This is a genomic window from Streptomyces sp. NPDC050658 (genome assembly GCF_044457025.1).
Lineage (GTDB): Bacteria > Actinomycetota > Actinomycetes > Streptomycetales > Streptomycetaceae > Streptomyces.
In genome coordinates, this window is sequence record NZ_JBITGM010000011.1 from 59,747 (window position 1) to 85,476 (window position 25,730).

24 protein-coding genes are annotated in these 25,730 nt (G+C 71.6%); 11 read left to right on the forward strand and 13 right to left on the reverse strand.

Annotation, left to right across the window (positions count from 1 at the left end):
- Window positions 1–42: 42 nt before the first annotated feature.
- A complete protein-coding gene (locus ACIBKX_RS31385) occupies window positions 43–690 on the forward strand; it encodes a TetR family transcriptional regulator (protein ID WP_363269909.1) in 648 nt (215 codons plus the stop codon).
- Between the two features lie 97 nt (window positions 691–787).
- On the opposite strand, the gene ACIBKX_RS31390 is transcribed toward ACIBKX_RS31385, so the two are convergent.
- Both ACIBKX_RS31390 and ACIBKX_RS31395 read right to left on the reverse strand, forming a co-directional pair.
- Complete coding sequence (locus tag ACIBKX_RS31390) at window positions 788–1,264, reverse strand: nitroreductase family deazaflavin-dependent oxidoreductase (RefSeq protein ID WP_363269908.1); 477 nt, start codon at window positions 1,262–1,264, stop codon at window positions 788–790.
- A complete protein-coding gene (locus ACIBKX_RS31395; RefSeq protein WP_363269907.1) occupies window positions 1,264–2,499 on the reverse strand; it encodes an acyl-CoA dehydrogenase family protein in 1,236 nt (411 codons plus the stop codon). The genes ACIBKX_RS31390 and ACIBKX_RS31395 overlap by 1 nt, the downstream gene beginning before the upstream one ends.
- Window positions 2,500–2,647: 148 nt before the next feature.
- Between ACIBKX_RS31395 and ACIBKX_RS31400 the strand changes: the two genes are divergently transcribed.
- The 3 genes from ACIBKX_RS31400 (at window position 2,648) to ACIBKX_RS31410 (ending at window position 7,038) form a co-directional block, all read left to right on the forward strand.
- A complete protein-coding gene (locus ACIBKX_RS31400) occupies window positions 2,648–3,901 on the forward strand; it encodes a thiolase C-terminal domain-containing protein (protein ID WP_363269906.1) in 1,254 nt (417 codons plus the stop codon).
- A 133-nt stretch (window positions 3,902–4,034) separates the two neighbouring features.
- Window positions 4,035–6,329, forward strand: a complete 2,295-nt coding sequence (locus ACIBKX_RS31405; protein ID WP_363269905.1) for a serine/threonine-protein kinase — start codon at window positions 4,035–4,037, stop codon at window positions 6,327–6,329.
- Window positions 6,330–6,366: 37 nt separating this feature from the next.
- A complete protein-coding gene (locus ACIBKX_RS31410; protein ID WP_363269904.1) occupies window positions 6,367–7,038 on the forward strand; it encodes a pyridoxal 5'-phosphate synthase in 672 nt (223 codons plus the stop codon).
- 62 nt (window positions 7,039–7,100) lie between these two features.
- Here ACIBKX_RS31410 and ACIBKX_RS31415 read toward each other — a convergent pair whose 3' ends face one another.
- The 3 genes from ACIBKX_RS31415 to ACIBKX_RS31425 form a co-directional block, all read right to left on the reverse strand.
- A complete protein-coding gene (locus ACIBKX_RS31415; protein WP_363269903.1) occupies window positions 7,101–8,009 on the reverse strand; it encodes a GNAT family N-acetyltransferase in 909 nt (302 codons plus the stop codon).
- Window positions 8,010–8,091: 82 nt separating this feature from the next.
- Window positions 8,092–8,535, reverse strand: coding sequence for a Zn-ribbon domain-containing OB-fold protein (locus ACIBKX_RS31420; RefSeq protein ID WP_363269902.1), 444 nt, complete (start codon window positions 8,533–8,535; stop codon window positions 8,092–8,094).
- Window positions 8,535–8,984 carry a DoxX family protein gene (locus ACIBKX_RS31425; RefSeq protein ID WP_363269901.1) on the reverse strand — a complete coding sequence of 150 codons (450 nt, stop codon included), beginning with the start codon at window positions 8,982–8,984 and terminating at the stop codon, window positions 8,535–8,537. Before ACIBKX_RS31425 ends, ACIBKX_RS31420 begins: the two co-directional genes overlap by 1 nt.
- Before the next feature lie 197 nt (window positions 8,985–9,181).
- Between ACIBKX_RS31425 and ACIBKX_RS31430 the strand changes: the two genes are divergently transcribed.
- The 4 genes from ACIBKX_RS31430 (at window position 9,182) to ACIBKX_RS31445 (ending at window position 14,203) form a co-directional block, all read left to right on the forward strand.
- Window positions 9,182–10,342, forward strand: coding sequence for an NAD(P)/FAD-dependent oxidoreductase (locus tag ACIBKX_RS31430; RefSeq protein WP_363269900.1), 1,161 nt, complete (start codon window positions 9,182–9,184; stop codon window positions 10,340–10,342).
- A 191-nt stretch (window positions 10,343–10,533) separates the two neighbouring features.
- Window positions 10,534–12,759 (forward strand): acetate--CoA ligase family protein, encoded by a 2,226-nt coding sequence (locus ACIBKX_RS31435; RefSeq protein ID WP_363269899.1) that lies wholly within the window; start codon window positions 10,534–10,536, stop codon window positions 12,757–12,759.
- Between the two features lie 88 nt (window positions 12,760–12,847).
- Window positions 12,848–13,696 (forward strand): enoyl-CoA hydratase-related protein, encoded by an 849-nt coding sequence (locus ACIBKX_RS31440; RefSeq protein ID WP_363269898.1) that lies wholly within the window; start codon window positions 12,848–12,850, stop codon window positions 13,694–13,696.
- 63 nt (window positions 13,697–13,759) lie between these two features.
- The gene (locus ACIBKX_RS31445; protein ID WP_363269897.1) at window positions 13,760–14,203 is read left to right on the forward strand and encodes an RICIN domain-containing protein; all 444 of its coding nucleotides are present in this window, start codon (window positions 13,760–13,762) and stop codon (window positions 14,201–14,203) included.
- A gap of 79 nt (window positions 14,204–14,282) precedes the next feature.
- On the opposite strand, the gene ACIBKX_RS31450 is transcribed toward ACIBKX_RS31445, so the two are convergent.
- Entirely contained in the window at window positions 14,283–15,179 is an 897-nt protein-coding gene (locus ACIBKX_RS31450) for a hypothetical protein (RefSeq protein WP_363269895.1), read from the reverse strand.
- Window positions 15,180–15,270: 91 nt separating this feature from the next.
- Between ACIBKX_RS31450 and ACIBKX_RS31455 the strand changes: the two genes are divergently transcribed.
- Window positions 15,271–15,897, forward strand: coding sequence for a flavin reductase family protein (locus tag ACIBKX_RS31455; RefSeq protein WP_399376697.1), 627 nt, complete (start codon window positions 15,271–15,273; stop codon window positions 15,895–15,897).
- A 75-nt stretch (window positions 15,898–15,972) separates the two neighbouring features.
- Here ACIBKX_RS31455 and ACIBKX_RS31460 read toward each other — a convergent pair whose 3' ends face one another.
- A complete protein-coding gene (locus ACIBKX_RS31460; protein WP_363269892.1) occupies window positions 15,973–16,296 on the reverse strand; it encodes a hypothetical protein in 324 nt (107 codons plus the stop codon).
- A 175-nt stretch (window positions 16,297–16,471) separates the two neighbouring features.
- On the reverse strand, window positions 16,472–18,016 hold the full coding sequence (locus ACIBKX_RS31465; RefSeq protein WP_399376699.1) for an MFS transporter: 1,545 nt from the start codon (window positions 18,014–18,016) through the stop codon (window positions 16,472–16,474).
- Between ACIBKX_RS31465 and ACIBKX_RS31470 the strand changes: the two genes are divergently transcribed.
- Window positions 18,007–19,050 carry a helix-turn-helix domain-containing protein gene (locus ACIBKX_RS31470; RefSeq protein WP_363269890.1) on the forward strand — a complete coding sequence of 348 codons (1,044 nt, stop codon included), beginning with the start codon at window positions 18,007–18,009 and terminating at the stop codon, window positions 19,048–19,050. The genes ACIBKX_RS31465 and ACIBKX_RS31470 overlap by 10 nt on opposite strands.
- On the opposite strand, the gene ACIBKX_RS31475 is transcribed toward ACIBKX_RS31470, so the two are convergent.
- From ACIBKX_RS31475 to ACIBKX_RS31485, 3 genes are all read right to left on the reverse strand, one after another.
- Window positions 18,976–20,202: an MFS transporter gene (locus ACIBKX_RS31475; protein WP_363269889.1), complete on the reverse strand. Its 1,227-nt coding sequence runs from the start codon at window positions 20,200–20,202 to the stop codon at window positions 18,976–18,978. The genes ACIBKX_RS31470 and ACIBKX_RS31475 overlap by 75 nt on opposite strands.
- Window positions 20,203–20,277: 75 nt before the next feature.
- Window positions 20,278–21,327 (reverse strand): Zn-dependent alcohol dehydrogenase, encoded by a 1,050-nt coding sequence (locus ACIBKX_RS31480; protein WP_363269888.1) that lies wholly within the window; start codon window positions 21,325–21,327, stop codon window positions 20,278–20,280.
- Window positions 21,328–21,429: 102 nt separating this feature from the next.
- Complete coding sequence (locus ACIBKX_RS31485) at window positions 21,430–22,365, reverse strand: SDR family oxidoreductase (RefSeq protein WP_363269887.1); 936 nt, start codon at window positions 22,363–22,365, stop codon at window positions 21,430–21,432.
- An 84-nt stretch (window positions 22,366–22,449) separates the two neighbouring features.
- Here ACIBKX_RS31485 and ACIBKX_RS31490 point away from each other — a divergent pair, with 84 nt between their 5' ends.
- Window positions 22,450–23,400 (forward strand): cyclase family protein, encoded by a 951-nt coding sequence (locus ACIBKX_RS31490; protein ID WP_363269886.1) that lies wholly within the window; start codon window positions 22,450–22,452, stop codon window positions 23,398–23,400.
- Window positions 23,401–23,815: 415 nt separating this feature from the next.
- Here ACIBKX_RS31490 and ACIBKX_RS31495 read toward each other — a convergent pair whose 3' ends face one another.
- Window positions 23,816–24,337: an ATP-binding protein gene (locus tag ACIBKX_RS31495; protein WP_363269885.1), complete on the reverse strand. Its 522-nt coding sequence runs from the start codon at window positions 24,335–24,337 to the stop codon at window positions 23,816–23,818.
- A gap of 470 nt (window positions 24,338–24,807) precedes the next feature.
- On the reverse strand, window positions 24,808–25,725 hold the full coding sequence (locus ACIBKX_RS31500; protein ID WP_363269884.1) for an acyl-CoA dehydrogenase family protein: 918 nt from the start codon (window positions 25,723–25,725) through the stop codon (window positions 24,808–24,810).
- Between the last annotated feature and the right edge of the window lie 5 nt (window positions 25,726–25,730).

Sequence of the window (25,730 nt, forward strand, 5' to 3'; positions counted from 1 at the left end):
CGGCCGAATCGCGCTCCGATCACCCCTCGGTAAGCTGACGGCATGACAGGACAGGTACGTACCGTCGACGGCCGCGTGGCCGGTCGGCGCGGTCAGGCGACGCGTCAGAAGCTGCTCGACTGCCTCAGCGAGATGCTCAGCTCCTCGCCCTACCGGGACGTCAAAGTCATCGACGTCGCCCGGAAGGCGGGGACTTCACCCGCGACCTTCTACCAGTACTTCCCGGACGTCGAGGGCGCCGTCCTGGAGATCGCGGAACAAATGGCCACCGAGGGGGCGGAGTTGACCAAGCTCCTCGACGGCCGCTCCTGGGTCGGCAAGGCGGGCTGGCAGACCTCACAGGAGCTGGTCGACGGCTTCCTCGACTTCTGGCGCAGGAACGACGCGATCCTCCGGGTCGTCGATCTGGGCGCCGCCGAGGGCGACAAGCGCTTCTACAAGATCCGCATGAAGATCCTGAACTCGGTCAACAACTCCCTTACGGACACCGTGAAGGAGCTCCAGGCCAAGGGCAAGGTCGACAAGGACGTCAGCCCCGCCGCGATGGCGGGCTCCATCGTCGCGATGCTCGCCGCGGTCGCCTCGCACCAGCGGGGCTTCCAGACGTGGGGCGTCAAGCAGGCCGAACTCAAGCCGAATCTGGCGCTGTTGGTGCACTTGGGTGTGACGGGCAAGAAGCCGGCGAAGTAGCCCCTGCGGGGCTCCCGTCCCTTTTCCTGTCAACCACAGCGGCGGATCACCCGAGTGATCCGCCGCTGTGGTACCCGCGCCTCGGCACTCGGCACCTTCAGTCCCGTTCCTCCAGGCGGAACAGGCGTATCTCCCGGGTCACCCGCGATTGGTACGTGGCGTACGGCGGCCAGAAGGCCAGCACCGCCTGCCATGCCGCCGCCCGCTCCTCCCCCTCCAACAGCCTTGCCCGCACCGGGATGTCCCGGCCCTGCCAGCTGACGTCCGCGTCCGGGTTGGCCAGCAGATTGGCCGTCCACGCGGGGTGTCCGGGACGTCCGAAGTTGGAGCCGATCAGGATCCAGCCGCCGGAGTCCTTCTCGGGCATGCAGGCCAGCGGCGTACGCCTGGGCACTCCGCTCTTCGCGCCGCGTGCCGTGAGGACGACGCCGGGCAGCATCTTCGCGCTGAGCAGCACCTTGCCCTTGGTGAGGCGGTGCACCGTGCGGTCCATCGCCGGGATGAAGTGCGGCGCGAGCTTCGCGAAGGTCCGGGTGGACGACACCTTCTGGATCAGGCGCAGGCCGGGGGGCATCAGACGGCCTCTCCGAGGCGGGGTTCGCCCATGACCTCGCCGCCCTCGAAGAGGCCCGCCCGTTCGGCCGCCCGTGCCCGCAGCCGGTGCGCGGGGCCGAAGAGCAGCTCGTCGCTGGACGCCCGCTTGAAGTACAGCTGCGCCTCTTGCTCCCACGTGAAGCCGATGCCGCCGTGCAGCTGCACCGCCTCCGAGGCGGCGGTCCGCAGCGCCTCCAGGCCCTGCGCGAGCGCGAGCCCGCCCGCCCGTTCGGCGCCCTGTCCGCCGAACCCGGCCGCCTCCGCGCCGGACGCCCACGCCGCGTAGTACGCCGCCGAACGCGCCGCCTGCACCTGCACATAGACACCCGCGAGGCGGTGCTTGACCGCCTGGAAGGAGCCGATCGCCCGCCCGAACTGCTCGCGCTCCTGTACGTATTCGACGGTCCGCTCCAGGACCCGGTCCGCGGCGCCGACCGCCTCGGCGGCGACGACGGTGGCCGCGACGTCCCCCACGGCCGCGAGCGCGCCCGGCACATCGGCCTCGTCGGTCCCCAGCAACTCGGCCTCCACATCGCGCAGTTCGACGCGCGCCTGGGTCCGGGTCTCGTCGAGCGCGGTCTGCCGCGCCCGCACCATGCCGTCCGCGCCTTCCCGTACGAGGAAGAGAAGCGTGCGGGAGCGGGCGAAGCCGCCCGCGTGCGCGGCCACGACAAGCAGACCCGCGCTGTGCCCGTCGAGCACCTGCTCGGCCTGCCCGTACAGCCGCCACGCCCCTTCGGAGAACCGCGCCTGTACGCCGCCGGCGCGACCGCCACCCGACCAGTCCCCGGAGTTGTCGCCGACCAGACCGAGGGCCGTGGCGAGTCCGCTGCCGGGGACGGCGAACGCGGCGGTCCGCTCGCCCGCCGCGATGCCGGGCAGATGCTCGGCGCGCTGCTCGTCGGTACCGAGAGCGAGGAGCAGCGGGGCGGCGAGGACGGCGGTGGCGAGGAGCGGGGTGGGCGCGAGCGCCCGGCCCAATTCCTCGCAGCCAAGAGCGAGTTCCGCGGTGGTGCAGCCGACTCCGCCGTACGCGTCGGGAAGGGCGAGGCCCGGCAGTCCCAGCTGTTCCGCGAGGGCGGACCAGAGCGCGGAGTCATGGCCGGCCGGAGTGCGGACCGCGGCCCTGACCTCGTCGGGACCGCAGCGTTTGGTGATCACTTCGCGAAGGGTGCGGCGCATCTCGTCCTGCTCCGCACTGAAGGCGGCGTCCATCGGCAGGCTCCTCCCCGGGGTCCGGTGCGGGCCGGACTCCGATCTGACGGGCCGTCATGTTAGGACGGTGGGGGTGATATGCACAGAGCGGGGACGCGGGATCCGTCCGGACCGTCCGAAGTGGCGAATCTGATGTACCGTCAGATTCATGCCTGCTGACGCTGCCGCAACTGTCGCCGCTTCCACCGGTAAGAGCGCTGAACGCAAGAGCACCGGACGCAAGAGCACCGGGCGAAAGAACACCGGGCGCAAGGTCGCCGTCGTCGGTGTCGCCCTCTCCGACTGCGGGCGGGTCGACGAGGCCACGCCCTACGCCCTGCACGCCCAGGCCGCCCGCCGCGCGCTCGCCGACTCCGGGCTCGGCCGCGACGTCATCGACGGCATGGCGTCCGCGGGCCTCGGCACGCTGGCGCCCGTCGAGGTCGCCGAGTACCTCGGGCTCAAACCCCGCTGGGTGGACTCCACTTCCGTCGGCGGCTCCACCTGGGAGGTCATGGCCGCACACGCGGCGGAGGCGATAGCCGCCGGGCGGGCGAACGCGGTGCTCCTCGTCTACGGGTCGACCGCCCGCGCGGACATCAAGGCGCGGCGGCGTACGTCGAACCTGTCGTTCGGCGCGCGGGGCCCGCTGCAGTTCGAGGTGCCGTACGGGCATTCCCTGATCTCCAAGTACGCGATGGCCGCGCGCCGCCACATGCACGAGTACGGCACGACGCTGGAGCAGCTCGCCTCGGTGGCGGTACAGGCGCGGGCGAACGCGGCGACGAACCCGGACGCGATGTTCCGGGACCCGATCACGGTGGACGAGGTGCTGAGCGGCCCGATGATCGCGGACCCCTTCACCAAGCTGCACTGCTGCATACGTTCCGACGGCGGCTGCGCGGTGCTGCTCGCCGCGGAGGAGTACGTGGCCGACTGCGCGTCCGCGCCGGTGTGGGTGCTCGGCGCGGGCGAGCACGTCTCCCACACGACGATGTCCGAGTGGGACGACTTCACCGTCTCGCCGGCGGCGGTGAGCGGGCGGCTGGCGTTCGAGCGGGCGGGGGTCTCGCCGGCCGACGTGGACCTCGCGCAGATCTACGACGCGTTCACCTATATGACGCTGGTGACGCTGGAGGACCTCGGCTTCTGCGAGAAGGGGGAAGGGGGTTCCTTCGTGGAGAAGGGCCGCCTGCTCCGCGACGGCGACCTCCCCACCAACACGGACGGCGGCGGCCTCTCCGCCCAACACCCCGGAATGCGCGGCCTGTTCCTCCTGGTGGAGGCGGTACGTCAGCTGCGAGGCGAGGCGGGTGAGGGGCGTCAGGTCCTCCGCCGGGACGGCACGCTGCCGGAGCTGGCGGTGGCTTCGGGGACGGGGGGTTGGTTCTGTTCGTCGGGGACGGTGGTGCTGGGGCGGTGACAGCGCCCCGCAGGGGCGCTGGGAACTGCGCGACCAGCCACGACGCACCCGCGGACAGAAGCGCACAAGAAGGCTTCACGCACTCGTAGCCGCAGGGTACTGAGCCCCCCGCTCCACAGCTACGCTCCCTCGCATGCGGGGCACCCTGCTGAACCGGCGGTACCGACTGCTGGACCCCATAGCCGCCGGAGGCATGGGCGAGGTCTGGCGTGCCCTGGACGAGAGCCTGGGGCGGGAGGTGGCCGTCAAGGTCTTCGCACCCCCGGCCGACATCGACGCCGCCGACCGCGCCGAACTCCTGGCCCGCTTCCGGCGCGAGGCCCGCGCCGCGGCCCGGCTCAGCAGCCCGCACATCGTGACGGTCTTCGATCACGGGGCGGTCGATGAAACCCCGTACCTGGTCATGGAGTTGGTCGGCGGGCGGACCCTGGAGCGGGCCCTGCGCGAGCAGGGGCGGATACCGGTGGACCGCGCCCTCGACTGGGCCGTGCAGATCTGCGCGGGACTCACCACCGCGCACCGCGCCGGCGTCGTGCACCGTGACATCAAGCCCGCGAACCTCATGCTCCGTGACGACGGCGTCGTACAGATCCTCGACTTCGGCATCGCCACCTTCCTCGCGGGCGCGGAAGCCGCGTCACGGCTCACCGGCACCGGACGCATGCCGATCGGCAGCGTGCTCTACATGGCACCGGAACAGTTCCGGCAGGAGCGGGGCGACGGACGCATCGACCTGTACGCACTCGGGTGCGTCCTGTACGAACTCCTCGTCGGGCGAACGCCGTTCACCGGACCGGCGGCGGGCGTCATGTACAACCACCTGCACGACGACCCCCTGCGCCCCTCGCGCGCACGGGCCGAGCTGTCCGCCGACGTGGAGCGCCTCGTCCTCGACCTGATGGCCAAGGACCCGGCGGACCGGCCACCGGACGCGAAGGCCGTCGCCGAGCGGATCACAGCTCTCCGGAACACTCCCTCCGCCCCACCGACGCCAACGCCGCTCCCGCCGTCACCCCAGCCCAAGCCCAAGCCGGACCCCTCGCAACCTCGCCCCGCCCTCAAACCCAAGCCCAAGCCCAAGCCCAAGCCCAAGCCCAAGCCCAAGCCCAAAAGCGTCACCCCACCCAAACCACGCCGCCCAGCACTCCGCCCCCACCGTCCCCACCGCCCCCACCGCCCTCTAAGCAGCCTCGTCGGCCTCGGAGTCGTAGTCGTCCTCGGAGCACTGGGCCTCTCCGCGAACTTCTCCGGCGACGACGCGAGTTCCGGCTCCTCCGGCAGTCCCCGCTCCGAGGGCAGCCGTCCGGACGAGTTCGTCGTCGCCGTCGCCTACAGGGACGACGGAGGCAGCACCGCCAACGACTCCGCCGTCCACCTCGTGGACCGTCTCGTGCGCGGCGGCGGACGCTACCCCCTGCCGGTCAAGGTCGTCGGGGTCGAGATGGACCGGGACAGCGACAGCAACGACGTACTGGATGACCTGGTCGACGAGTACCCCGGCCTCATCGCGGTCATCGGAGAAACCGACGGTCTGACCCTCGCCGTGCATCCGGACATCCCGGCGGTCAGCACCTGCGAGTGGGCCGGGGCCGATTCCGACGCGTCGTACCGCCAGGTCGGCCTCGCCCCCAGCCCGGAGCAGCGGGCAGAGGAAGTGGGCCGGTATCTCTACGACGCCCTGGACAGGCGGAGGTTGCTCGTCCTGGAGGATCCGGAGCTGGGCGCGGACAGCAACAGCGACGAGGGCGAGAACCACGATCTCCGCACCACCTCGCGCGTCATGTCCGAGACGGTGAACGTCGGCGGCCAGGGCAGCCGCGCCGCCGATCTCGTCGTCGACTACGACGCGACCCGCCTCAAGGGGCAGCTCCTGAAGCACCGCCCCGATGCCGTCTTCCTGAACGTTCGGCCGAACGACGCCGCCGACTACGCCAAGGAGCTGGCGGACAAGGGCTTCAGGGGCACCGTCATCACCCGCCCCGACACGGCATGGGGCACCTGCGGCCCGCTGACCGACGCCGAGTTCATGCCCGATCCGCCGCCCGGCACCCTGCGCTACCGCTACCTCTCCGCCGAAGTACGCCGCTCCGACTGCGCGAAGCCGAACGCCGACTGGTGCGACCGGATCACGGACCTGGACCTCTCCCATCTGCCGGGCGCCCTGGAGCTCCACCAGGCCGCCACCGCCGTCGCCGAGGCGCTGGAGGCCGTGACGTCCGACGGTTCCGAGCAGTCGGACGACCCGATGTCCCTGCCCCGCGAGACGTTCTGGGCCGCCCTGCTGGAGGCGCGGGTGGCGGGCCTCGACGGGCCCTTCGACCTGCGGGGGCGGCCCGGTGACAGCCGCGGGCCCGTCTGGATCGAACGGCAGGAGGAGGGGGTCTGGAAGGACCTCGGTACGACCGGCGCCCTCACGAACACCACCTAGACCTCACCGGGCGCCCGCGTTCACCTACATTCGCCGGATGACCGACAACCCAGAGTCCCAGGGCCGCTCTCTCCTGCGCACCCTCAAGGTGTGGGACACCGAACTGCCCGCCTTCGCCCCGGAAGCCGCGCCCGCCGAACCGCTCCCCCTCTTCTGGGAGTGGTTCGTGGAGGTCGCGCGGGCGGGGCAGGTGGAGCCGCACACGATGAGCCTCGCCACGGCCGACGCCGCGGGACGGCCCGACGTACGGACGATCATGCTGCACGACGCCGACGCGGACGGCTGGCACTTCGCCTCGCACGCGGGCAGCGCCAAGGGCCGCCAGCTCGCCGCCCGTCCGGAGGCGGCGCTCGGCTTCTACTGGCCCGCGCAGGGCCGCCAGGTGCGGGTGCGCGGCCGGGTCACGGCGGCGGGCCCCGCCGAGAGCCGCGCCGATCTCGCACGCCGTTCGCCGGGCGCGCTCGCCTCCGCGCTGGTCGGGCGGCAGAGCGAGGTGCTTCCTTCGTACGAGGATCTGGTCGCCGCCAGTGCGGCGGCCTGGCAGCGCGCGCAGGCCGAACCGGACGCGCCGGCGCCGAGCTGGACGCTGTACGTCCTCGACCCGGAGGAGGTCGAGTTCTTCCAGGGCGACGCGCGGCGGCGGCATGTGCGGGTGCTGTACCGCCGGGAGAAGGACGGGAGTTGGGCCAGGGAGCTGCTCTGGCCCTGAGGTCCTGAGGTCCTGAGGTCCTGAGGCCCTGAGCCGTCGGCGCCGTCTTCGTCGGCCCGGGGCTATCCCTTGAAGTCGTACAGCATGAAGTCCCGCACCGGGCGGTAACCGATCCGCTGGTACAGACCGTTGCTCGTGGGGTTGGCGAGGTCCGTGAAGAGCAGCACCTCGTCCGCCCCCGCCGTCAGCGCGGCCCGGCTCACCGCGGCGGTCACCGCGCCCGCGTAGCCGCGTCCGCGCAGGTCGGCGGGGGTGTAGACGGGGGCGACCCGGATCTGTCCCGCGACGCGGCGGGTGTTGCCGGCCATCGCCACCGGGGTGCCGTCGGGGGTTTCCCAGAGGGTGACGCCGCCGTACGCGATGCGGGTGTCGGCCCACTCCTCCGCGCTCATCGCCGAGTGGCCGCCGACGGCCTCGTGGAACTCGCCGTGCCAGCGCACCAGGAGGTCCCGGTCGGCGGCCGTGACGACGCGTGCGGCGCCTTCCGGGGCGGGCTCGGGCGGGGTGAGCGTGCCCAGGCGGTACAGGCGCTGGCGGACGGCGACGGTGGCGGCGGCCCCCGTGCGACGCTGCCAGGCCTGAGCGAACGCGGCCGATGTGGCCTCCTCGGCGCCGACGCCGGCCGGACGGTGTCCCGCGGCGGCGAGGGCCTCGGCCAGTTCGTCGGCCGCGGAGGCGTCGGCGAGCGGGGCGAGCGGGCTCAGGGCGACGACGTGCGGCGGGGTCCACAGGAAGGCGCCGCTGACGGTTCCGTCACCGTCGGCGCGGAAGCCGAAGAGCGGGTCCTCGTCGCCGTACAGATGGAGCCCTCGTGTGTGCAGCATGTCGGTGACGGTGAGCAGGGCGGTGTGCTCGGCGGGCGCGGAGTGCAGGAAGTCCTGGGCGCGGGTGCGGAATTCGTCCAGGTCGGAGGTCAACTGCCAGCGGGCGGGCGGATGCGGCGGATGCGGCGGGTGTGTATGCGTGTCCATGGGCCATGGTCTCCCGCGAGGGTCGGGAGACGGAATCGAATTCCTGCGCCGCGCTGTCCTTCTGCGCCGCGCTGTCGAATTCCTACGGCGCGCTGTCGAATTCCTGCGCCACGCTCCGGAACACCGGCACCATGAACTGCCCCGCCTCCCGGAACGCGACCTCGAGCCGCATCCCGATCCGCAGCTCCTCCGCCGGGCAGTCGACGACCTCCGTCATCATGCGCGGGCCCTCGGCGAGGTCGACGACGGCGGCGGTGTACGGGACGCGGGTGCCGAACGGCGGCAGGTCGTTCCGGTGCACCACCGACCAGGTGTAGAGGGTGGCCCGGCCGCTCGCCGGCTCCCAGGTGACGTCCTCGCTCCAGCAGTGGGGGCAGAACTCGCGCGGATAGTGGTGCGCCTTGCCGCACGGCCCGCAGCGGCGGATCAGGAGGCGGCCGTCGGCGGCCGCGTCCCAGTAGGGGCGGGTGAAGGCGTCGGGCTCGGGGAGGTCGAAGCGGGGGTCCGTGCTCGCCGGGAGTGTCATCAGAACAGTCCGATCGCGTTGTCGATGGACCACGACTGCCAGGACATGGCGAAGAGGGCCACGAGCGAGATCAGCGCCATCATCGCGTTCTGCCCCTGCTCGGCCCAGTCGTGGATCATGAGGACGAGATAGAGGAGGTTCAGGAGCAGGCCGCCGACCAGGGCGATCGGGGTGAGGAAGCCGACGATCAGGCCGAGGCCCAGGGCGAGTTCGGCGTAGACGACGATGTACGCCATCGTCTTGGGGCGGGGCTTGACGACCGTGTCGAAGCCGCTGCGGACCGCGTTCCACTTGTGCTTCGACGCGACGTCCGCCGCCCAGGCGATGCCCGTGCCGCGCTCGAACCAGCCCTTCTTGTCCTTGTGCCGCCAGCTCTCCAGCCACCACAGGCCGAGGCCTATACGGAGCACGGCCAGCCATTCGGCGCCGGTGAGCCAGATCGTGTCCATGCCGTGCCTCTCCACTCCGGACGGGGATGCGCTTCCGGGTCCGTCTCTCCGGATACGTTTCTGACGGTACGTCAGTTCAGCGCATGGGAGTGCCATGCGCAAGATGTGCACCCGACCCGTACACCCGTGATCAATTCGCAACCGGTTTGGGGCTTGGCCGTCCCCCATCTAGTGACCATCTGATTACTCTCAGGTCCATGTCCGACTCCACTCCCCCACTGGCGCCCCACCAAGACCGCCCCGTGTACGTCATCGGCGGCGGACCCGGCGGACTCTCGGTGGCCGCCGCCCTGCGCGCCCGCGGCGTCCGCGCGGTCGTGCTCGAGAAGTCCGACCGGGTCGGCGCCTCCTGGCGCGGGCACTACGACCGCCTCCGGCTGCACACCACACGCCGGCTCTCCGGACTGCCGGGGCTCGCGATACCGCGCGCCTTCGGACGCTGGGTGGCACGTGACAACGTGCTCCGCTACCTGGAGAAATACGCCGAGTTCCACCGCCTGGAGACCGTCACCGGCGTCGAGGTGACCCGCCTGGAGCGGGCGCCCGGCGACGACGGCTGGCTGCTGCACGCCACCGGCGGCCGGCAGCTGACCGGCAGCGCGGTCGTGGTCGCCACCGGCTACAACCACACCCCCCGTACCCCCGACTGGCCCGGCCGCGACACCTACACCGGCGAGTTCCTGCACGCGAGCGCCTACCGCGCACCCGGCCCCTACGCGGGCAAGGACGTCCTGGTCGTGGGCGTCGGCAACACCGGCGCCGAGATCGCCGTCGACCTCGTCGAGGGCGGTGCCGCGCGCGTCCGGCTCGCGGTGCGCACCGTGCCGCACATCGTCCGCCGCTCCACCGCGGGCTGGCCCGCGCAGCTCTCCGGCATCCTGTGCCGCAGGCTGCCGGTGTCCGTCGTGGACCGCATCGCGCGCCCGCTCGCCAAGGTGAGCGTGCCCGACCTGGCCGAGCAGGGGCTGCCGCGGCCGGACACGGGCCTGTACTCGCGGGTCAACGAGGGCGCGATCCCGGTGCAGGACGTCGGCCTGATCGACGCCGTGCGCAAGGGCCGGGTCGAGCCGGTCGCCGCCGTCGAGTCCTTCGAGGACGGCAAGGTCGTCCTCGCCGACGGCACCCGCATCGAACCCGAGGCGGTCATCGCCGCGACGGGCTACCGCCGCGCGCTCGAACCCCTCGTCGGCGAGCTCGGCGTACTCGACGAGCGGGGCCGCCCTCTCGTCCACGGCGCACGGACCTCCCGATTCGCACCGGACCTGTACTTCACCGGCTTCACCAACCCCATCAGCGGCATGCTCCGAGAACTGGCCATGGACGCGGAGAAGATCGCGAAGGCGGTGGCGAGGAGATAGCCCCGCGGGGCAGCGCCCCGATGGCCGATACCACCCACCCCCAATCCGCCGAAACCCCCGGGACGGAATAGCACCCGTGTGAACCGGGGTACCTCTAAAGGGCCGCCCCAACCCTTTCCTGACACAGCGTCAGTTCAGTAATCTGACTGTGCGTCAGTTGAGTTGCTGTCACACGGGAGCGGGGCGGACCGATGCTTGGATCGACATACGGCACCTTCACCACCGACCCCCGCCGCGCGCGTGTTGTGGCCTGCGGCGAAGCACCGGCACCGGCTGTCCACGGGCAGGCCGCCACGGCGGACGACCTGGACGTCAGCGGCCGCCCGCTGCACGTGGACGTACCGGACCTGGACCGGTTCTTCCGGCCCGAGTCGGTCGCCGTCATCGGCGCCTCGGACGCCGAGGGGCGGCCGAACACCGGCATCACGCGCCAGCTCATCGCCTGGGCCGAGCGGGGCGGTGCCCGGCTGCATCCGGTGCACCCCACCCGTCAGTCCGTCTTCGGCATACGCTGCTTCCCTTCGGTCGCCGACCTGCCCGAACAGGTCGATTTGGCCGTACTCCTGGTGAGCGATCCGCTGCCCGTGATCGAGGAACTCGCCGAGTCCAAGGTGAAGTTCGCCGTCGCCTTCGCCTCCGGATTCGCCGAGACCGGGGAGGAGGGCGCCGCCGCCCAGGCCCGGCTCGCCGCCGCCGTCGAGCGCTCCGGGCTCCGGCTGCTCGGGCCGAACACCAACCTCAACGCCTTCGAGAAGTTCCGCGACGACCTGGACGGCCCCGCGATCGCCCTCATCACCCAGTCCGGCCACCAGGGCCGGCCCGTCTTCACCCTCCAGGAACTCGGCATCCGGCTCTCCCACTGGGCGCCCACCGGCAACGAGGCCGACCTGGAGACCGCCGACTTCATCTCCTACTTCGCCGAGCAGCCCGAGGTCGGGGCCATCGCCTGTTACGTCGAGGGCCTCAAGGACGGCCGCTCCTTCCTGCTCGCCGCCGACCGGGCCGCCCGGCACGGCGTGCCCGTCGTCGCCGTGAAAGTCGGGCGCACCGAGACCGGGGCCAAGATGGCCGCCTCACATACCGGCAAGCTCACCGGGGCCGACGCGGTCGTCGACGCGGCGATGCGGCAGTACGGCGTGATCCGCGTGGACGGGCTCGACGAGCTGCAGGACACCTCCGCCCTCCTCGCGCGGGCGCGGGCTCCGCAGGCCGACGGCGTCGTCGTCTATTCGATCTCGGGCGGCACGGGCGCGCACTTCTCGGACCTGGCCACCGAGGCGGGGCTGCGGCTTCCCACGCTCCCGGAGGCCAAGCAGGCCGAACTGCACCAGTGGATTCCGGACTATCTCAACGTCGCCAACCCCGTCGACAACGGCGGGCATCCCGTCGGCGACTGGCGCGGCCGGAAGATCATCGACGCGATCCTGGACGATCCGGAGGTGGGGGTGCTGATCTGTCCCATCACCGGGCCCTTTCCTCCCATGAGCGACAAGCTCGCGCAGGACCTGGTGGACGCGGCGGAGCAGACCGACAAGCTGGTGTGCGTGGTGTGGGGCTCGCCCGTGGGCACGGAGGAGGCCTACCGGACGACGCTGCTCGGCTCGTCGCGCGTCGCCACCTTCCGCACCTTCGCCAACTGCATCACGGCGGTGCGCGCCTATCTGGACCACCACCGCTTCACGTCCGGCTACCGCTCCCCCTTCGCCGACGCGCCCCGCACGGCCTCGCCCTCCTTCCGCAAGGCGCAGGCCCTGATGCGGTCGGGCCAGCAGCTGAGCGAGCACGCGGCGAAGCAGTTGCTGCGCGCGTACGGGATTCGCGTGCCCCGCGAGCAGTTGGTGACCAGCGCGGCGGCCGCGGTGCGCGCCGCGGGGCTCGTCGGCTACCCCGTGGTGATGAAGGCGTCCGGGGCGCGGCTTGCCCACAAGAGCGAACTGGGCCTGGTGAAGGTCGGGTTGACCTCCGCGAGCCAGGTGCGGGACGCCTATCGGGAGCTGACCGACATCGCCCGCTACGAGGGCATCGCGCTGGACGGCGTCCTGGTCTGCCAGATGGTGGAGCGGGGCGTCGAGATGGTGGTGGGCGTGACGCAGGACGAGCTGTTCGGGCCGACGGTGACGGTCGGGCTCGGGGGTGTGCTGGTGGAGGTTCTGCGGGACGTGGCCGTGCGGGTGCCGCCCTTCGGGGAGTCCCAGGCCGCGGCGATGCTCTCCGAGCTGCGGGGGCGTGCGCTGCTCGACGGCGTCCGGGGGGCGCCGCCGGTCGACGTCGACGCGCTGGTCGAGGTCGTGCTGCGGGTGCAGCGGATGGCGCTTGAACTGGGGGACGAGCTGGCGGAGTTGGACATCAATCCGCTGATGGTGCTGCCCAGGGGGCAGGGGGCCGTCGCGCTGGACGCGTTGGCCGTCTGCCGGTGAGCCGTCGTTCCTCAAGCCGCCGCCTCGCGGCGATCTTCTCCCGTCCACCCACCCGATTACCCGGCGACGAAACGGATTGCGTACCCCCATGACTTCCTCCCCCGACACCTCTCCCGACACCTCTCCCGGCACTTCTCCCGATCCCCTCGACTCATTGGTACTGCACGCCACTGACAACGGCGTCTCGTGGATCACTCTCAATCGGCCCGACGCCATGAACGCCGTCACCTGGGACCAGCGGGAACGCGTGATCTCGCTGCTCGGCGAGGCCTCCGCCGACCCCGCCGTGCGTGCCGTCGTCCTCACCGCCACCGGCAAGGGGTTCTGCGCCGGCGCCGACCTGCGGGGAGCGCCCCGGAGCGGCGGGGAGCGGGTGCCCGGTGACGTCGCCCGCACCATCCGGCTCGGCGCGCAGCGTCTCGTCGCGGCCGTCCTCGACTGCGAGAAGCCGGTGATCGCTGCCGTGAACGGGACCGCGGCCGGCATCGGCGCGCACCTCGCGTTCGCCTGCGACCTCGTCATCGCCGCCGAACCCGCCAAGTTCATCGAGGTGTTCGTGCGGCGCGGGCTGGTTCCCGATGGCGGCGGGGCGTACCTCCTGCCCCGTCTCGTCGGGCCTCAGCGGGCGAAGGAGCTGATGTTCTTCGGGGACGCGCTGCCGGCCGCGGACGCGGAACGAATGGGTCTGGTCAATCGCGTCGTACCCGCCGACGAACTGGAGAAGACCGCCCGCGCCTGGGCGGAACGCCTGGCCACGGGGCCGACGCGGGCCATCGCGATGACCAAGCAACTGGTCAACGCCGCCCTGGAGTCGGACCGTGCGACCGCCTTCGCCGCGGAGGCCGCGGCACAGGAGATCAACATGACGACGGCGGACGCGAACGAGGGCGTGGCCAGTTTCGTCGAGCGGCGTTCCCCGACGTACGAAGGGCGTTGACGCCGCCGTGACGGCTCCTATGTTGAGGTCAAAGGTGACCGCCGACCCGACCTAGGAGGGCACATGGCCACCAGCCTGCCCCAGGGCGTCCATCTCTTCCGGAACGACGCCAGCGGTCTGTACATGGAGCTGGTCGACGCCGACGTCGGCCCGAACGTGCCGGTGATCGGCGCCATCGCCAGCAAGGCGCCGAGCCAGCAGTGGGAGGTCGCCGCCTATGCCGGCGACGGCGAGACCGAGCCGGGCGAGAACGAGTGCACGATCAAGAGCACGCTCGGCGAGGCCTACGTGGGCCAGCGCGCGTCCCGCCTCTTCCCGCCCCGCCTCGGCTCACACAACACCCCGACGTCCTGGCTCATCGAGTACGTCGACGAGGGCACGGTCCGCATCCGCAGCCCCCGCTCCGACATCGTGCTCGACCTGCCGGGAGGCGACGAGGCCCCGGAGATCCTCCTGGTCGAGTGGACCGGCTCGAACACCCAGAGGTGGGTCCTGGAGGCGGTGTAGGGGCGAGCGCGGGCGTAGGCCACGTGCGAGTACGGCCCGTCAGCCCTTCAGCCCTTCAGCCCTTCAGCCCTTCAGCCCTTCAGCCCTTCACCAGGATCTCGATCTCCGGAGCATCCGGGTCCCCGGACGTCACATACAGCTCGGGGTCCTCCTCCGTGCCGCCGATCGTCCAGAGTTCCCTGCCCCCGCAGCCGTCGGTCTCTATGGCTACGACGGGGCGGCCGTCGTCCGAGTCGACGTCCTGCGTCCACCTGCCGGTGCTCTCGCAGCGCGCGGGGTCGTCGGCGTCCAGGGCGAGGTCGACACGGCCGTCCGCCCGCAGCCGCAGCACCACCTCGCCGTCGTCCTCGTCCCGCCACTCCCCGGCCAGCTGCCCGGCGCTGAGCCGCGGAGGCTCGTACTCCTTGATGAGGCCCGTCACTGTACCCAGGAAGGCGGCACCCAGGAGTGCCACGCACAGGGCCGCCGACGCGAGCCCCGACCGGACCCAGATCCTGCGCATCCGCACCGGCGCCAGCTGGCCGCCACGCGTGCGTGCCACGCGTCCGCGCCAGTACGCCACGGCCAGCGAGGGCAGCACACCGCTCACCGCCGCCCACAGCGCGACCTCTACGAAGGGACCGCCGACGGCAAGCGAGAAGAGCCCCCACCCCGCGCCCGGCACCAGCTGCGCGCCCAGCATCCAGGCCCACTCCGGGCCGCGCCGCACCCCACGGGCTGCCGCGTGGCCGAGCGAGAGGCCCACAAGTGGCTGCACGCACGCGTGGATCAGGCCGAGGAGCGGGAGCAGCAGCGGCAGGAAGAGGGCGATGCAGGCCAGGCCGAAGGCGCCGCCGTAGCCCGTTCCGTAGCTGTCGTCGTCCAGGGAGAGGACGAAGGCGGTCACGGCCGCCACGGGGAGCTGCCCGGCGCTCGCCGCCGCGGCGGCCGTCACGCTCGCCCGGTCCCAGGATTCCCGTACGTCCCCCCACTTCATGGCGTGAAGATACGCGGCCCCCGGAACCCCCGATGCGGCACCCTCCGCACCCTTCCCATCTGACGGTCCGTCAGCTTCAATGGCTGGTGTGATGGGACACGCTGGGATGGCGGCCACCGCCGTCCGATACCTCAGGTCGGTCGGAGCGCCGACCACCACCGGCCCGGTCGAGGCCCTGCCGCGCCCCGCGCTGCGGGCCGTCGGCGACGACGAGCGGGCACCCCTCGATCCGGGCGAATTCCGGCGCGTGCTCGGGAACTTCGCGACCGGCGTGACCGTTGTCACGGCACCCGCGCAAGAAGGCGAACCGGGCCCGGCCGGATTCGCCTGCCAGTCCTTCTCCTCCCTCTCCCTCGACCCGCCCCTCGTCTCGTTCATGGTCGCGCGCACGTCGACGACATGGCCGCGCATCGCCCGCGCGGGCGTCTTCTGCGTGAACGTCCTGGGCGCGGACCAGGGCGAGCTGTGCCGCGGCTTCGCGGTCAGCGGGGCCGACAAGTTCGCGGGGGTGGCGTACGAGGCGGCGCCGGTCACGGGCTCGCCCCGGCTGGCCGGCGTACCGGCCTGGATCGACTGCACGATCCAGGCCGTGCACACCGGCGGCGACCACCTGATCGTGGTCGGCAGGGTGGACGCCCTCGGGACCAGCGACGAGGGCGAGTCCGGGGGCGATCCCCTGCTGTTCCACCGGGGCAGGTTCGGCCGCTTCACGCAGTGAGCGGCCGAACAGTACGAACGGCGCGGACGGCGCGGACGGCGTGAGCGGCATGAGCGGCATGAACGACCCATCGGCTCAGGCGAAGTAGGAGTTCGCCGACGGCACCGCCAGCAAGACGACGATCAGCAGTGAACCCACCGTCGCCAGCCCGAACCGCACGGCGATCACCGGACGGGTCCAGGCGGGCTGGGTGCGCACCGCGGCATCGACGAAGGCGGCGACATCGATGCTCCGCAGCGCCGGATCATCGGCCTTGCCGAAGGCCGACCTGATGCCCCGGACGAGGAACACCTCGCTGGGCATGATCAGGCACCCGAGCACGAAGACGACCGACTGGACGATCCACGACAGGAGCCGGCCGGTCCCGCTTCCGGACAGGCCGAGCGCCGCGAGCACCATCAGGCACAGCCCGATGGAGACGGCGACGACGACACTGCCGCGCCCGGCCGTGAAGTCGATCCGGCGCGGGTCAGGACCGTGGCGGGGAAGCCCTGCCTGACCCTCACCGGCCTGGAGGCCCAGCTCGCCGCCCGCCCCTGAGCACTCGAAGCAGGCCAGGCGGGCGAACCGGCCCCTAGGCCGGAGCCGCCGGCGTCGCCTCGTCCGCGCCCCTCCGCCGGATCACCAGCGCCATCAGCGCCGCCGCCGCGCACAACGCGCCCGAGGCCACCCACACCACGTCGTACGACCCGAAGTTGTCCCGCGCGACACCGCCCGCGAAGGCCACGACCGCCGCGCCCACCTGGTGCGAGGCGAGGACCCAGCCGAAGACGATCGCGCTGTCGTCCCCGTACTGCTCCCGGCAGAGCGCGAGGGTCGGCGGCACCGTCGCCACCCAGTCAAGGCCGTAGAAGACGATGAAGAAGATCATCGGGGGCTGCACGGTCGCCTGGAGCAGCAGCGGCAGGAAGAGCAGCGAGACACCACGCAGCGCGTAGTACACGGCGAGCAGCCGTCGCGCGTCGAACCGGTCGGTGAACCAGCCGGAGGCGATCGTGCCGACCACGTCGAAGACGCCGATGACCGCGAGCAGCGAGGCGGCGGCCGTGATCGGCATGCCGTGATCGTGCGCGGCGGGCACGAAGTGCGTCTGGATCAGTCCGTTCGTCGAGGCGCCGCAGATCGCGAAGGTCCCGGCGAGCAGCCAGAAGGGCCCGGTGCGGGCGGCCTTGAAGAGCACGGTGACCGCACGCCGCGCGGCACCCGTGACGGGCGGCGGCTTCTCGACGAACTCCTCGGACCCGTACGGCTTCAGCCCCACGTCCGCCGGATGGTCCCGCAGCAGCAGCCACACGAACGGCACCACCGCGAGGGCGGCGAGCGCCACCGTCACGGCGGCGGGCCGCCACTGGTGCGCCTCGACGAGCCAGGAGAGCAGCGGCAGGAAGATCAGCTGCCCTGAGGCGGAGGCGGCAGTGAGGATGCCGGTGACGAGCCCCTTGCGGGTGGTGAACCACCGGTTGGTGACGGTGGCGGCGAAGGCGAGCGCCATCGACCCGGACCCCAGACCGACGAGCAGCCCCCAGCACAGCAGCAGCTGCCAGGCGGACTGCATCCACACGGTGAGGCCGGACCCGAGCGCGATGACGACGAGCGCGACCGCCACGACCCTGCGGATGCCGAACCGGTCCATCAGCGCGGCGGCGAACGGCGCGGTGAGTCCGTACAGCGCGAGATTGATGGAGACCGCGAGCCCGATCGTGCCGCGCGACCAGCCGAACTCCTGGTGCAGCGGGTCGATGAGCAGCCCCGGAAGCGAGCGGAAGGCGGCGGCGCCGATGATCGTCACGAAGGTGACGGCGGCGACGAACCAGGCACGGTGGATCCGCCGCCGACGCTGACCACGGGGCCGACGGGGCCGGGGCGCCTCCACCACCTGATCCGGAGCCGCCCGATCCGGAGCGGCCCGATCCCGAGCGGCCCGATCCCGAGCAGTCTGATCCGGATCGGCCTCATTCAGGTCGGCTTCATTCAGGTCGGCCTCATGCAGGTCGGCCTTCTTCGAGGCAGTCTCATTCAGGCGGTCTGTCTGGGTCACGTCAATCAGCATCAGGCCACCGTCCGGCCGGATCGAGTGGCCCGAGGGACAGCCTTCGCTAGAATCGGGCCATGGCCTCAGCGACCGCCCCCTCCGGCTCAGCGACCACCGCACCCGACGGATCCGCCGGAACCCGCCCGCACCGGGTCGTCGTCCTGGCCCTGGACGGCGTGATCCCCTTCGAGCTGGGCATCCCGCAACGCATCTTCGGACGGGCGCGCGACAGCGAGGGCACCCACCTCTACGAGGTCGTCACCGCCTCGATCCGTCCGCCGGGTCCGGTCCGCACGGACGCGGACTTCGCGATCGTCGTCGAGAACGGCCCCGAGGTGCTCGCCACGGCGGACACGGTCGTCGTCCCGGCCTCGTACGAACTGGGCCCGGTCTACGAGGAGGGCCGCCTCACCGACGCACTCGCGGCGGCCCTGTCCCACATCAGGCCCGGCACCCGCCTGGTCTCCATCTGCACCGGCGGCTACGTCCTCGCGGCGGCGGGCTACCTCGACGGCCGGCGGGCGACCACCCACTGGGCGTCGGCGGAGCACTTCCAGCGGCTCTTCCCGCAGATCACGGTCGACGCGGACGTCCTGTTCATCGACGACGGCGACGTCCTCACCTCGGCGGGCGTCGCGGCCGGCGTCGACCTCTGCCTCCATGTCGTACGCGCAGACCACGGCTCGGCGGTGGCCAACGAGGTGGCGCGCCGCACGGTGGTGCCGCCGCACCGGGACGGCGGCCAGGCACAGTACATCCAACGCCCGGTCCCCGAGCCCCAGTTGGCGACGACGACAACGGCACGCGGCTGGGCGCTCGCCCACCTCCACGCCCCCATCCAGCTGCGCGACATGGCGGACCAGGAATCCATGTCCGTACGCACCTTCACGCGCCGCTTCCGCGAGGAGGTCGGCATCAGTCCGGGCCAGTGGCTGGCCCAGCAACGGGTGGAACGGGCACGCCATCTGCTCGAGTCGAGCGATCTCTCGGTCGACCAGGTGGCCCGCGAGGCCGGCTTCGGGACGCCGCAGTCGATGCGGCAGCACCTACAGGCGGCTCTCGGAGTCACCCCCACCGCGTACCGGCGCACCTTCCGGGACGTCCGCCTCGGCGCCCGGTGACGGCTTCACCTCGCCGAGCACGCCGATCACCGTCAGTACGAGGGTGAGACCGACACCGGCGAGGATCGCGGTCGACGGCGCGACGACCCCGAGGAGCGCGCCGGCGAGTGAGCCACTGGCGGCGTATCCGGCGCCGACGGCCGCGTACATCACCGAGTACCCGGCGGCGAGGGCGCTCGGCGGCAGGACCTCGCGCAGGGTCAGATTCCGGGTGAGCATGGCCCCGGCCTGCAACACCCCGGCGACGACGAGGCACCCCCCGATGAGCCCGGCGCTGGGCGCCAGAGCGACCAGCACGACGCACCCGGACACGCTGAACATCAACACCATGCTCTGGGTACGCAGCCGCCCCGGCCAGCTGCGCAGCCCGTACACCAGCGACCCGACGGCCGACCCGATCGCAAGCCCGGCGAGCAGCAGCCCGGCCCACCCCACGGCGATCCCGCGCTGCTCCAGGAGCGCGGGCAGCACCAGTTCGGCCAGCGCGAGCAGCGAGAGACTGGCCGCACCCGTCACATAGACCGGCCAGGCCCGGACCATGATCCGCACCATGGACTCACCGCCCCGGTCGCCCTCGTCGGAGCTCCATCCCACGGGCAGCATCCACAGCCCCGCCACTGAGGAGGCCATCAGTACGGCGGCGAGTACCAGGGGGAGCTGCGGCGCGACGCCGAGCGCGAGTCCCGTGACGGCGGCGGGGGAGACGGCCCACACGCTGAACGTGAGGATGGACTCCGCGGACATCGCCTGGGGTACGGCCCGTTCGGGCACGAGGCTGGTGAGCAGGGCGCGGAGGCCGCCGGGCGCGGCGGCGGGGGCGGCACCGGCGAGGAAGGCGATCGGGGCGAGGACGAGGGCGGGCGCGTCCGGGAGCACGCCCAACGCGCCGAAGGCGAGCGCGCCGACCGCGAGCCCCACCGCGAGCTGCGGCCGGGCCCGCTCGGCCCGCATCCGCATCCCCAGCAGCGGCGCCCCGACGATCTCGCCGACCACGTACGCCGCCGCCAGCATCGCCCCGAGGCTGTAGCCGCCCGGCCGCTCCCGCACCAGAAAGACAAGGGCCAACGGCGCCATGGCCACCGGCATCCGGGCGCCGACGGCCACGACCCCCCACGCGGCCACCGCCCGACTGGCCACCTCCCGATAACTCATCCCCCGAACCTAGGCGCCCGGGGCTGCGACCGCCCCCGAATTACCCGGCGGCCGGGCGGACGCGAGCAAGGGGCCTCAGAACACCAACACCCCCCGCGCAACCCTGCCCGCCTCCGCGTCCTCCACCGCCTTGTCGAAGTCCTCCACCGGGTACGTCTCCGTCACCAGCTCGTCAAGGAGCAGGCGCCCCTCCCGGTACAGCTCCGCGTACAGCGCGAAGTCCCGCTGCGGTCGCGCCGAGCCGTAGCGGCAGCCGAGGATCGACTTGTCCAGGAACAGGGAGGAGACGACGAACGACGCCTCGGCGGCAGCCGCCGGGACGCCGAGCAGGATCGCCTGCCCGTGCCGGTCCAGGAGATCGATCGCGGACCGGATCAGCTCGACCCGGCCGACACACTCGAAGGCATGGTCCGCCCCATCCGGCAGGATCTCCCGTACGCCCTCCACCGAGGGCAGGAAGTGCGTGGCCCCGAACTGCCGCGCCACCGCCTCCTTCGCCGGATTCGCGTCCACCGCGACGATCTTCGTCGCCCCCGCGATCCGCGCCCCCTGAAGGACGTTGAGCCCGATCCCGCCGGTCCCGATCACGACGACACTGTCCCCGCGGTCCACCTTGGCGCGGTTCAGCACGGCACCGACCCCGGTGACCACCCCGCACCCGATCAGCGCCGCCGACGTCAGCGGGATCTCCTCGGGGATCTTCACCGCCTGCACGGCCTTGACGACGGTCCGTTCCGCGAAGGCGGAGTTCGCCGCGAACTGGTACACCGGCTTCCCGCCCGAAGAGAACGGCTGCTCCGGCCGCCCGATGGCCCGCCGGCACATCGTCGGCCGCCCCCGGTTGCACTCCGCGCAGGCGCCGCAACTGGCGATGGTGGAGAGCGCCACATGATCCCCGGCGGCAACATGCGTCACCCCTGGGCCCACCGCCTCCACCACCCCCGCGCCCTCATGCCCGAGCACCACCGGCGCCGGAAACGGAATCGTCCCGTCGATCACCGAGAGGTCGCTGTGGCAGAGCCCCGCCGCCGAGATCGCGACCAGCACCTCCCCCGGCCCCGGATCGCGTATCTCCAGGTCGTCGACGACATCGGCCTTGCGCCCGTCGAACACGACACCCCTCATCGAGCCTCCCTCGGCAGACCGAGCATCCGCTCGGCGATGATGTTCCGCTGAATTCCGTCGGAGCCGCCGTAGACCCCACAGCAGTCCACGCCCCTGGCCCGCCTACGCGCCCGGCCGACCCCCCGGCCGCGCGTTCGGCCGCTCCTTGGCCGCCGCCGCCTTCGCCATGGACTCCAACTGCGCCAGCATCGGCATGGGATCGACCCCCACCGTCCCCGGCAGGAAGTCCGCGATCTTCTCGGGCGTCCAGCCGCCCTCGACATACCCGGCCCGCAGCTCCCGCGGCTGTGCCCACACCGCGATCTTCGGCCCCGCGACCGTATAGACCTGCCCGGTGATCTTCTCCTCGCGCGCACGGTCGCTCAGCAGATAGGTGACGAGCGCCGCCACGTCCTCCGGCTCCCCGATCTCCTTCAGCTCCATCGGCACGTTCGCCGACATCCGCGTACGGGCCACGGGGGCAACGGCGTTGGCGGTCACCCCGTACTTGTTGAGCCCGAGCGCCGCACTGCGCACCAGCGAGATGATCCCGCCCTTGGCCGCGCTGTAGTTGGCCTGTGCGACGGACCCCTGGTGGTTGCCGCTGGTGAAGCCGATCAGCGTGCCCGTGCCCTGCTTGCGCATGACCGCCGATGCGGCACGGAAGACGGTGAACGTCCCCTTCAGGTGCGTGGCGACGACCGGATCCCACTCCTCCTCGGACATGTTGAAGAGCATCCGCTCGCGCAGGATCCCGGCCACGCACACGACCCCGTCGATCCGCCCGTACTCGGCGAGCGCGATGTCGACGATCCGCTGACCGCCCGCCATGGTCGAGATGTCGTCGGCGACGGCGACGGCTTCGCCGCCCGCGGCCTGGATCTCCTTGACCACGGCGTCGGCCACCTCGCTGGTCGGCTCACCGCCCTCCATCGAGACGCCGTAGTCGTTCACGACGACCCTCGCGCCCTCGGCCGCGGCGGCGAGCGCGACGGCCCTGCCGATGCCGCGCCCGGCGCCGGTCACGGCCACCACCTTGCCTGCCAAGAAGTTCCCCACGTCCGGCCCCTTCCCGCGGTTTCTGACGGACCGTTAGATTCTATGACCCGTCAGATACCGGAAGACAAGCCCCGGGGAGGACTCATGTCAGACTCAGGCGCGGCACCCTCCGCCCTGCCAGCGGAGTTCCACGACATAGCCAAACGCGTGAACAACTGGGGCCGTTGGGGCTCGGACGACGAGATCGGCACCCTCAACCTGATCACCGACGAGGTCGTCCGCGAGGCCGCCGCCACCGTCCGCACCGGCCGCCGGATCCCCCTCGCGCTGCAGCTCAAGGAGGACGGCGTACAGACCGGCATGATCCGCGGCCGGGTCAACCCGCTGCACGCGATGGTGCAGGTCAATCAGGAGCTGTTCGGCCCCGGCACGGTCGCGACCAGCGACGACGTCGTCACGATGGGCCTGCAGACGGCCACCCACTGGGACGCCCTCACGCACGCCTCGCACTCCGGGAAGATCTACAACGGCCGCCCCGCGCACACCATCGCGCCGCACACCGGAGCGCAGTTCAGCGGCATCGAGAAGGTTCCGTACGTCGTCTCGCGCGGCGTCCTGCTCGACGTCGCCCGCGCGAAAGGCGTCGACCGGCTGCCCGGCGACCACGCGGTCACGCCCGAAGACCTGGCCGAGGCGGCGGAGTTCGGGGGCGTCACGGTCCGCGCCGGCGACATCGTCCTCGTCCGCACCGGGCAGATCCAGACCTATCTGGCGGGCGACAAGCACGCGTACGGCTATCCGTCGCCGGGCCTGTCCGTCCGCACCCCGGAGTGGTTCCACGCGCGCGACGTCGCGGCGGTCGCCAACGACACCCTCACCTTCGAGATCTTCCCGCCGGAGATCGAGAACCTGTGGCTGCCCGTGCACGCGCTCGACCTGGTCGAGATGGGGATGCTGCAGGGCCAGAACTGGGACCTGGAAAAGTTGTCCACAGCCTGTGCAGAAGATTCCCGCTACAGCTTCCTGCTCTCCGCGATGCCCGAGCCGTTCGTCGGCGGCACGGGCACACCCGTGGCGCCGGTGGCCGTGCTGTGAGCGTCGGATGGCGGCGCCCCGGCTCCCGCCCCGAGCGCGTTGCCGCACGCGCCGCCATCCGGCTCCGGCGCACAAGCCCTGTCACTATCGGCCCCGAAGGGACTGACGCCGAATGGCGACCCACATCTCGCCGAGGTCCGGGCCACACACACCACCGTCCCTCGGCGTCCCCTCGCGGCGAATCGCTGCACACAAGCGTGATCAATCGGACACGGTACGTCAACACCCGTCCGGTGATTAATGAATTATGCCGGATTTGCACCGGACGCGCACGGCCGCGCATCGTGGCACGCGACGGCGCATAAGGGAGCCCGGAACGGGCGTCAGGGGCGCAGTCCGCGCGACATGGGGTCGATGGGGGCGACGGGTCCGCAGGGAAAGCCCGGCCCGGCCCGGCGACCCGGAACCCGGAAGCTCAGACGGCCTCGAACGCCACGTCGTCGTAGGACGTCCCGACACAGGTCGCCTCGTCGTAGGACGTCCCGTCGAACGTCACCGCCGCGACCCCCTGGTCGCACCGGTCCACCTCGCACCAGATGCTCTTGCCCGCGCCCTCGGTCTGCCAGCCCCAGCGGTCGGCGAGGCCGTCGACGAGTTCGAGGCCGCGGCCGTTGGTCTCGTCGCCCTCCGCGTGCCGTGGCCGCGGCGGGCGGGCGCTGGCGTCGGCGACCTCGACCCTGACCGTTCCCGACACCTGCCCGGCGGCCTCTTCGGCGACGTCCGGGGCGTCGGGGAGCACCATGCGCAGGACGGCCGGACAGCCGGTGTGCACAACGGCGTTGGTGACCAGCTCCGAGATCAGCAGGATCAGCGTCTCGGCCAGCGGCTCATCGACTCCTATCCCAGAACCGGCGAGCCGCGAACGCGCCCACCTGCGGGCCCTCCCCACCTCCGCAGGGTCGGGCCTGACCTCCAGCTGAACTTGAAGCACCTGCACCGCTCACACCATCCGAACCGGCGGACACATCGCCTCGCGACTCCACAGGGTCACGGAACGTGATCCCCTTGAGAGACAGCATGGTTGACGTTCAGTCACCCCAACAAGCGCTTCGGGCATATTCCAGCGCGAAGGAGTACGCGTGCGGCATACTGTGCGACGCGCGCCGCCGGGGGTCGAACAGGCGGGCGCGATGCGCCTTCCTGCGCTGCGAAGTCCAAGCATCGCCGGGTCCGGAGCCGCCTCAGGGGCAACACCGGGATGGCTCGGCCTCAGAACCATTCGCATCCCACACAAGGTACCGGAGCGGAAGCCCGACTCCATGCCGTGACGAGTCACGCCTAGGACACAACCCGATATCGACGCTCTGTAGCCTCCCCCCACCTGGGGGACTCCACAAGTCGATCACTCTCCGCACTGTGGCCACACCGTTTCACACCAACACACCGCGCCCCACTGACTGCACAGCGTCACAGTGCCGCCGCCAGTTCCTCCTCCGCACTCGCCGCCGACGGCCCCAGCTCGGCCCGCACCCAGGCCCGCTTGAGATGCAGATGCACGTCCGCCTCCCAGGTGAACCCCATCCCGCCGTACACCTGCAGACAGTCCCGGGCGTTGCACACGGCGGCATCGTCGGCGAGCAGCTTGGCCCCCGCGATCTCCAGTACGTCACCGGTGACGGCGGCGGCATACACGGCACCGCGGGCGAGCTCGACCCGCACGAGCATCTGCGCGCACAGGTGCTTCACGGCTTGGAACCCGCCGATGGGCTGCCCGAATTGGGTACGTTCTCTGGCATAACGGACGGCCATCTCAAGGGTGTGGCCGGCGGACCCGACCTGCTCGGCAGCTACGAGCAACGTTGCTTCGGGCAGGCGTCCCGCAGGGCGAGTGGGGCCTCCCCTGCTCGAGCGAAGCCGAGAGTTTGGGGAAGGGTGGGCGAAGCCCCCACTGCCGGGTATGCGATGAAGCGGCGTAAGGGGATCAACGGACCGCAACGGAACAGCACCTTCCACGTCCCCGAGAACAACATCGGCCTCGTCCAGCCATGGGACCAGCGCCCCGAAGACCCCGGTCACCACAACCTCCCCCGAGGCGGCACCCGGCACCTCCCCCGCCGCAAGGAAGGAGCTGACCGCCGGCCCGGGCAGCAACACCCGCCCCGCCTCCTCGAAGACAAGCGCGGCCTCCGGAAGTCCAAGACCGACCCCTCCCTCCGCCTCGGGAAGCATCAGCGAGAAGAACCCGGCAGTCCCCAGCTCCCGCCACAGACCCCGGTCAAGGCCACCGCCGGAGTCCACCGCCGCCCGCAGGGCAAACCGCCCCTCAAGAAGATCCCGCACCCCACCCCGCAACGCGACCTGATCCTCAGTGAGTTGGAAATCCATACGCA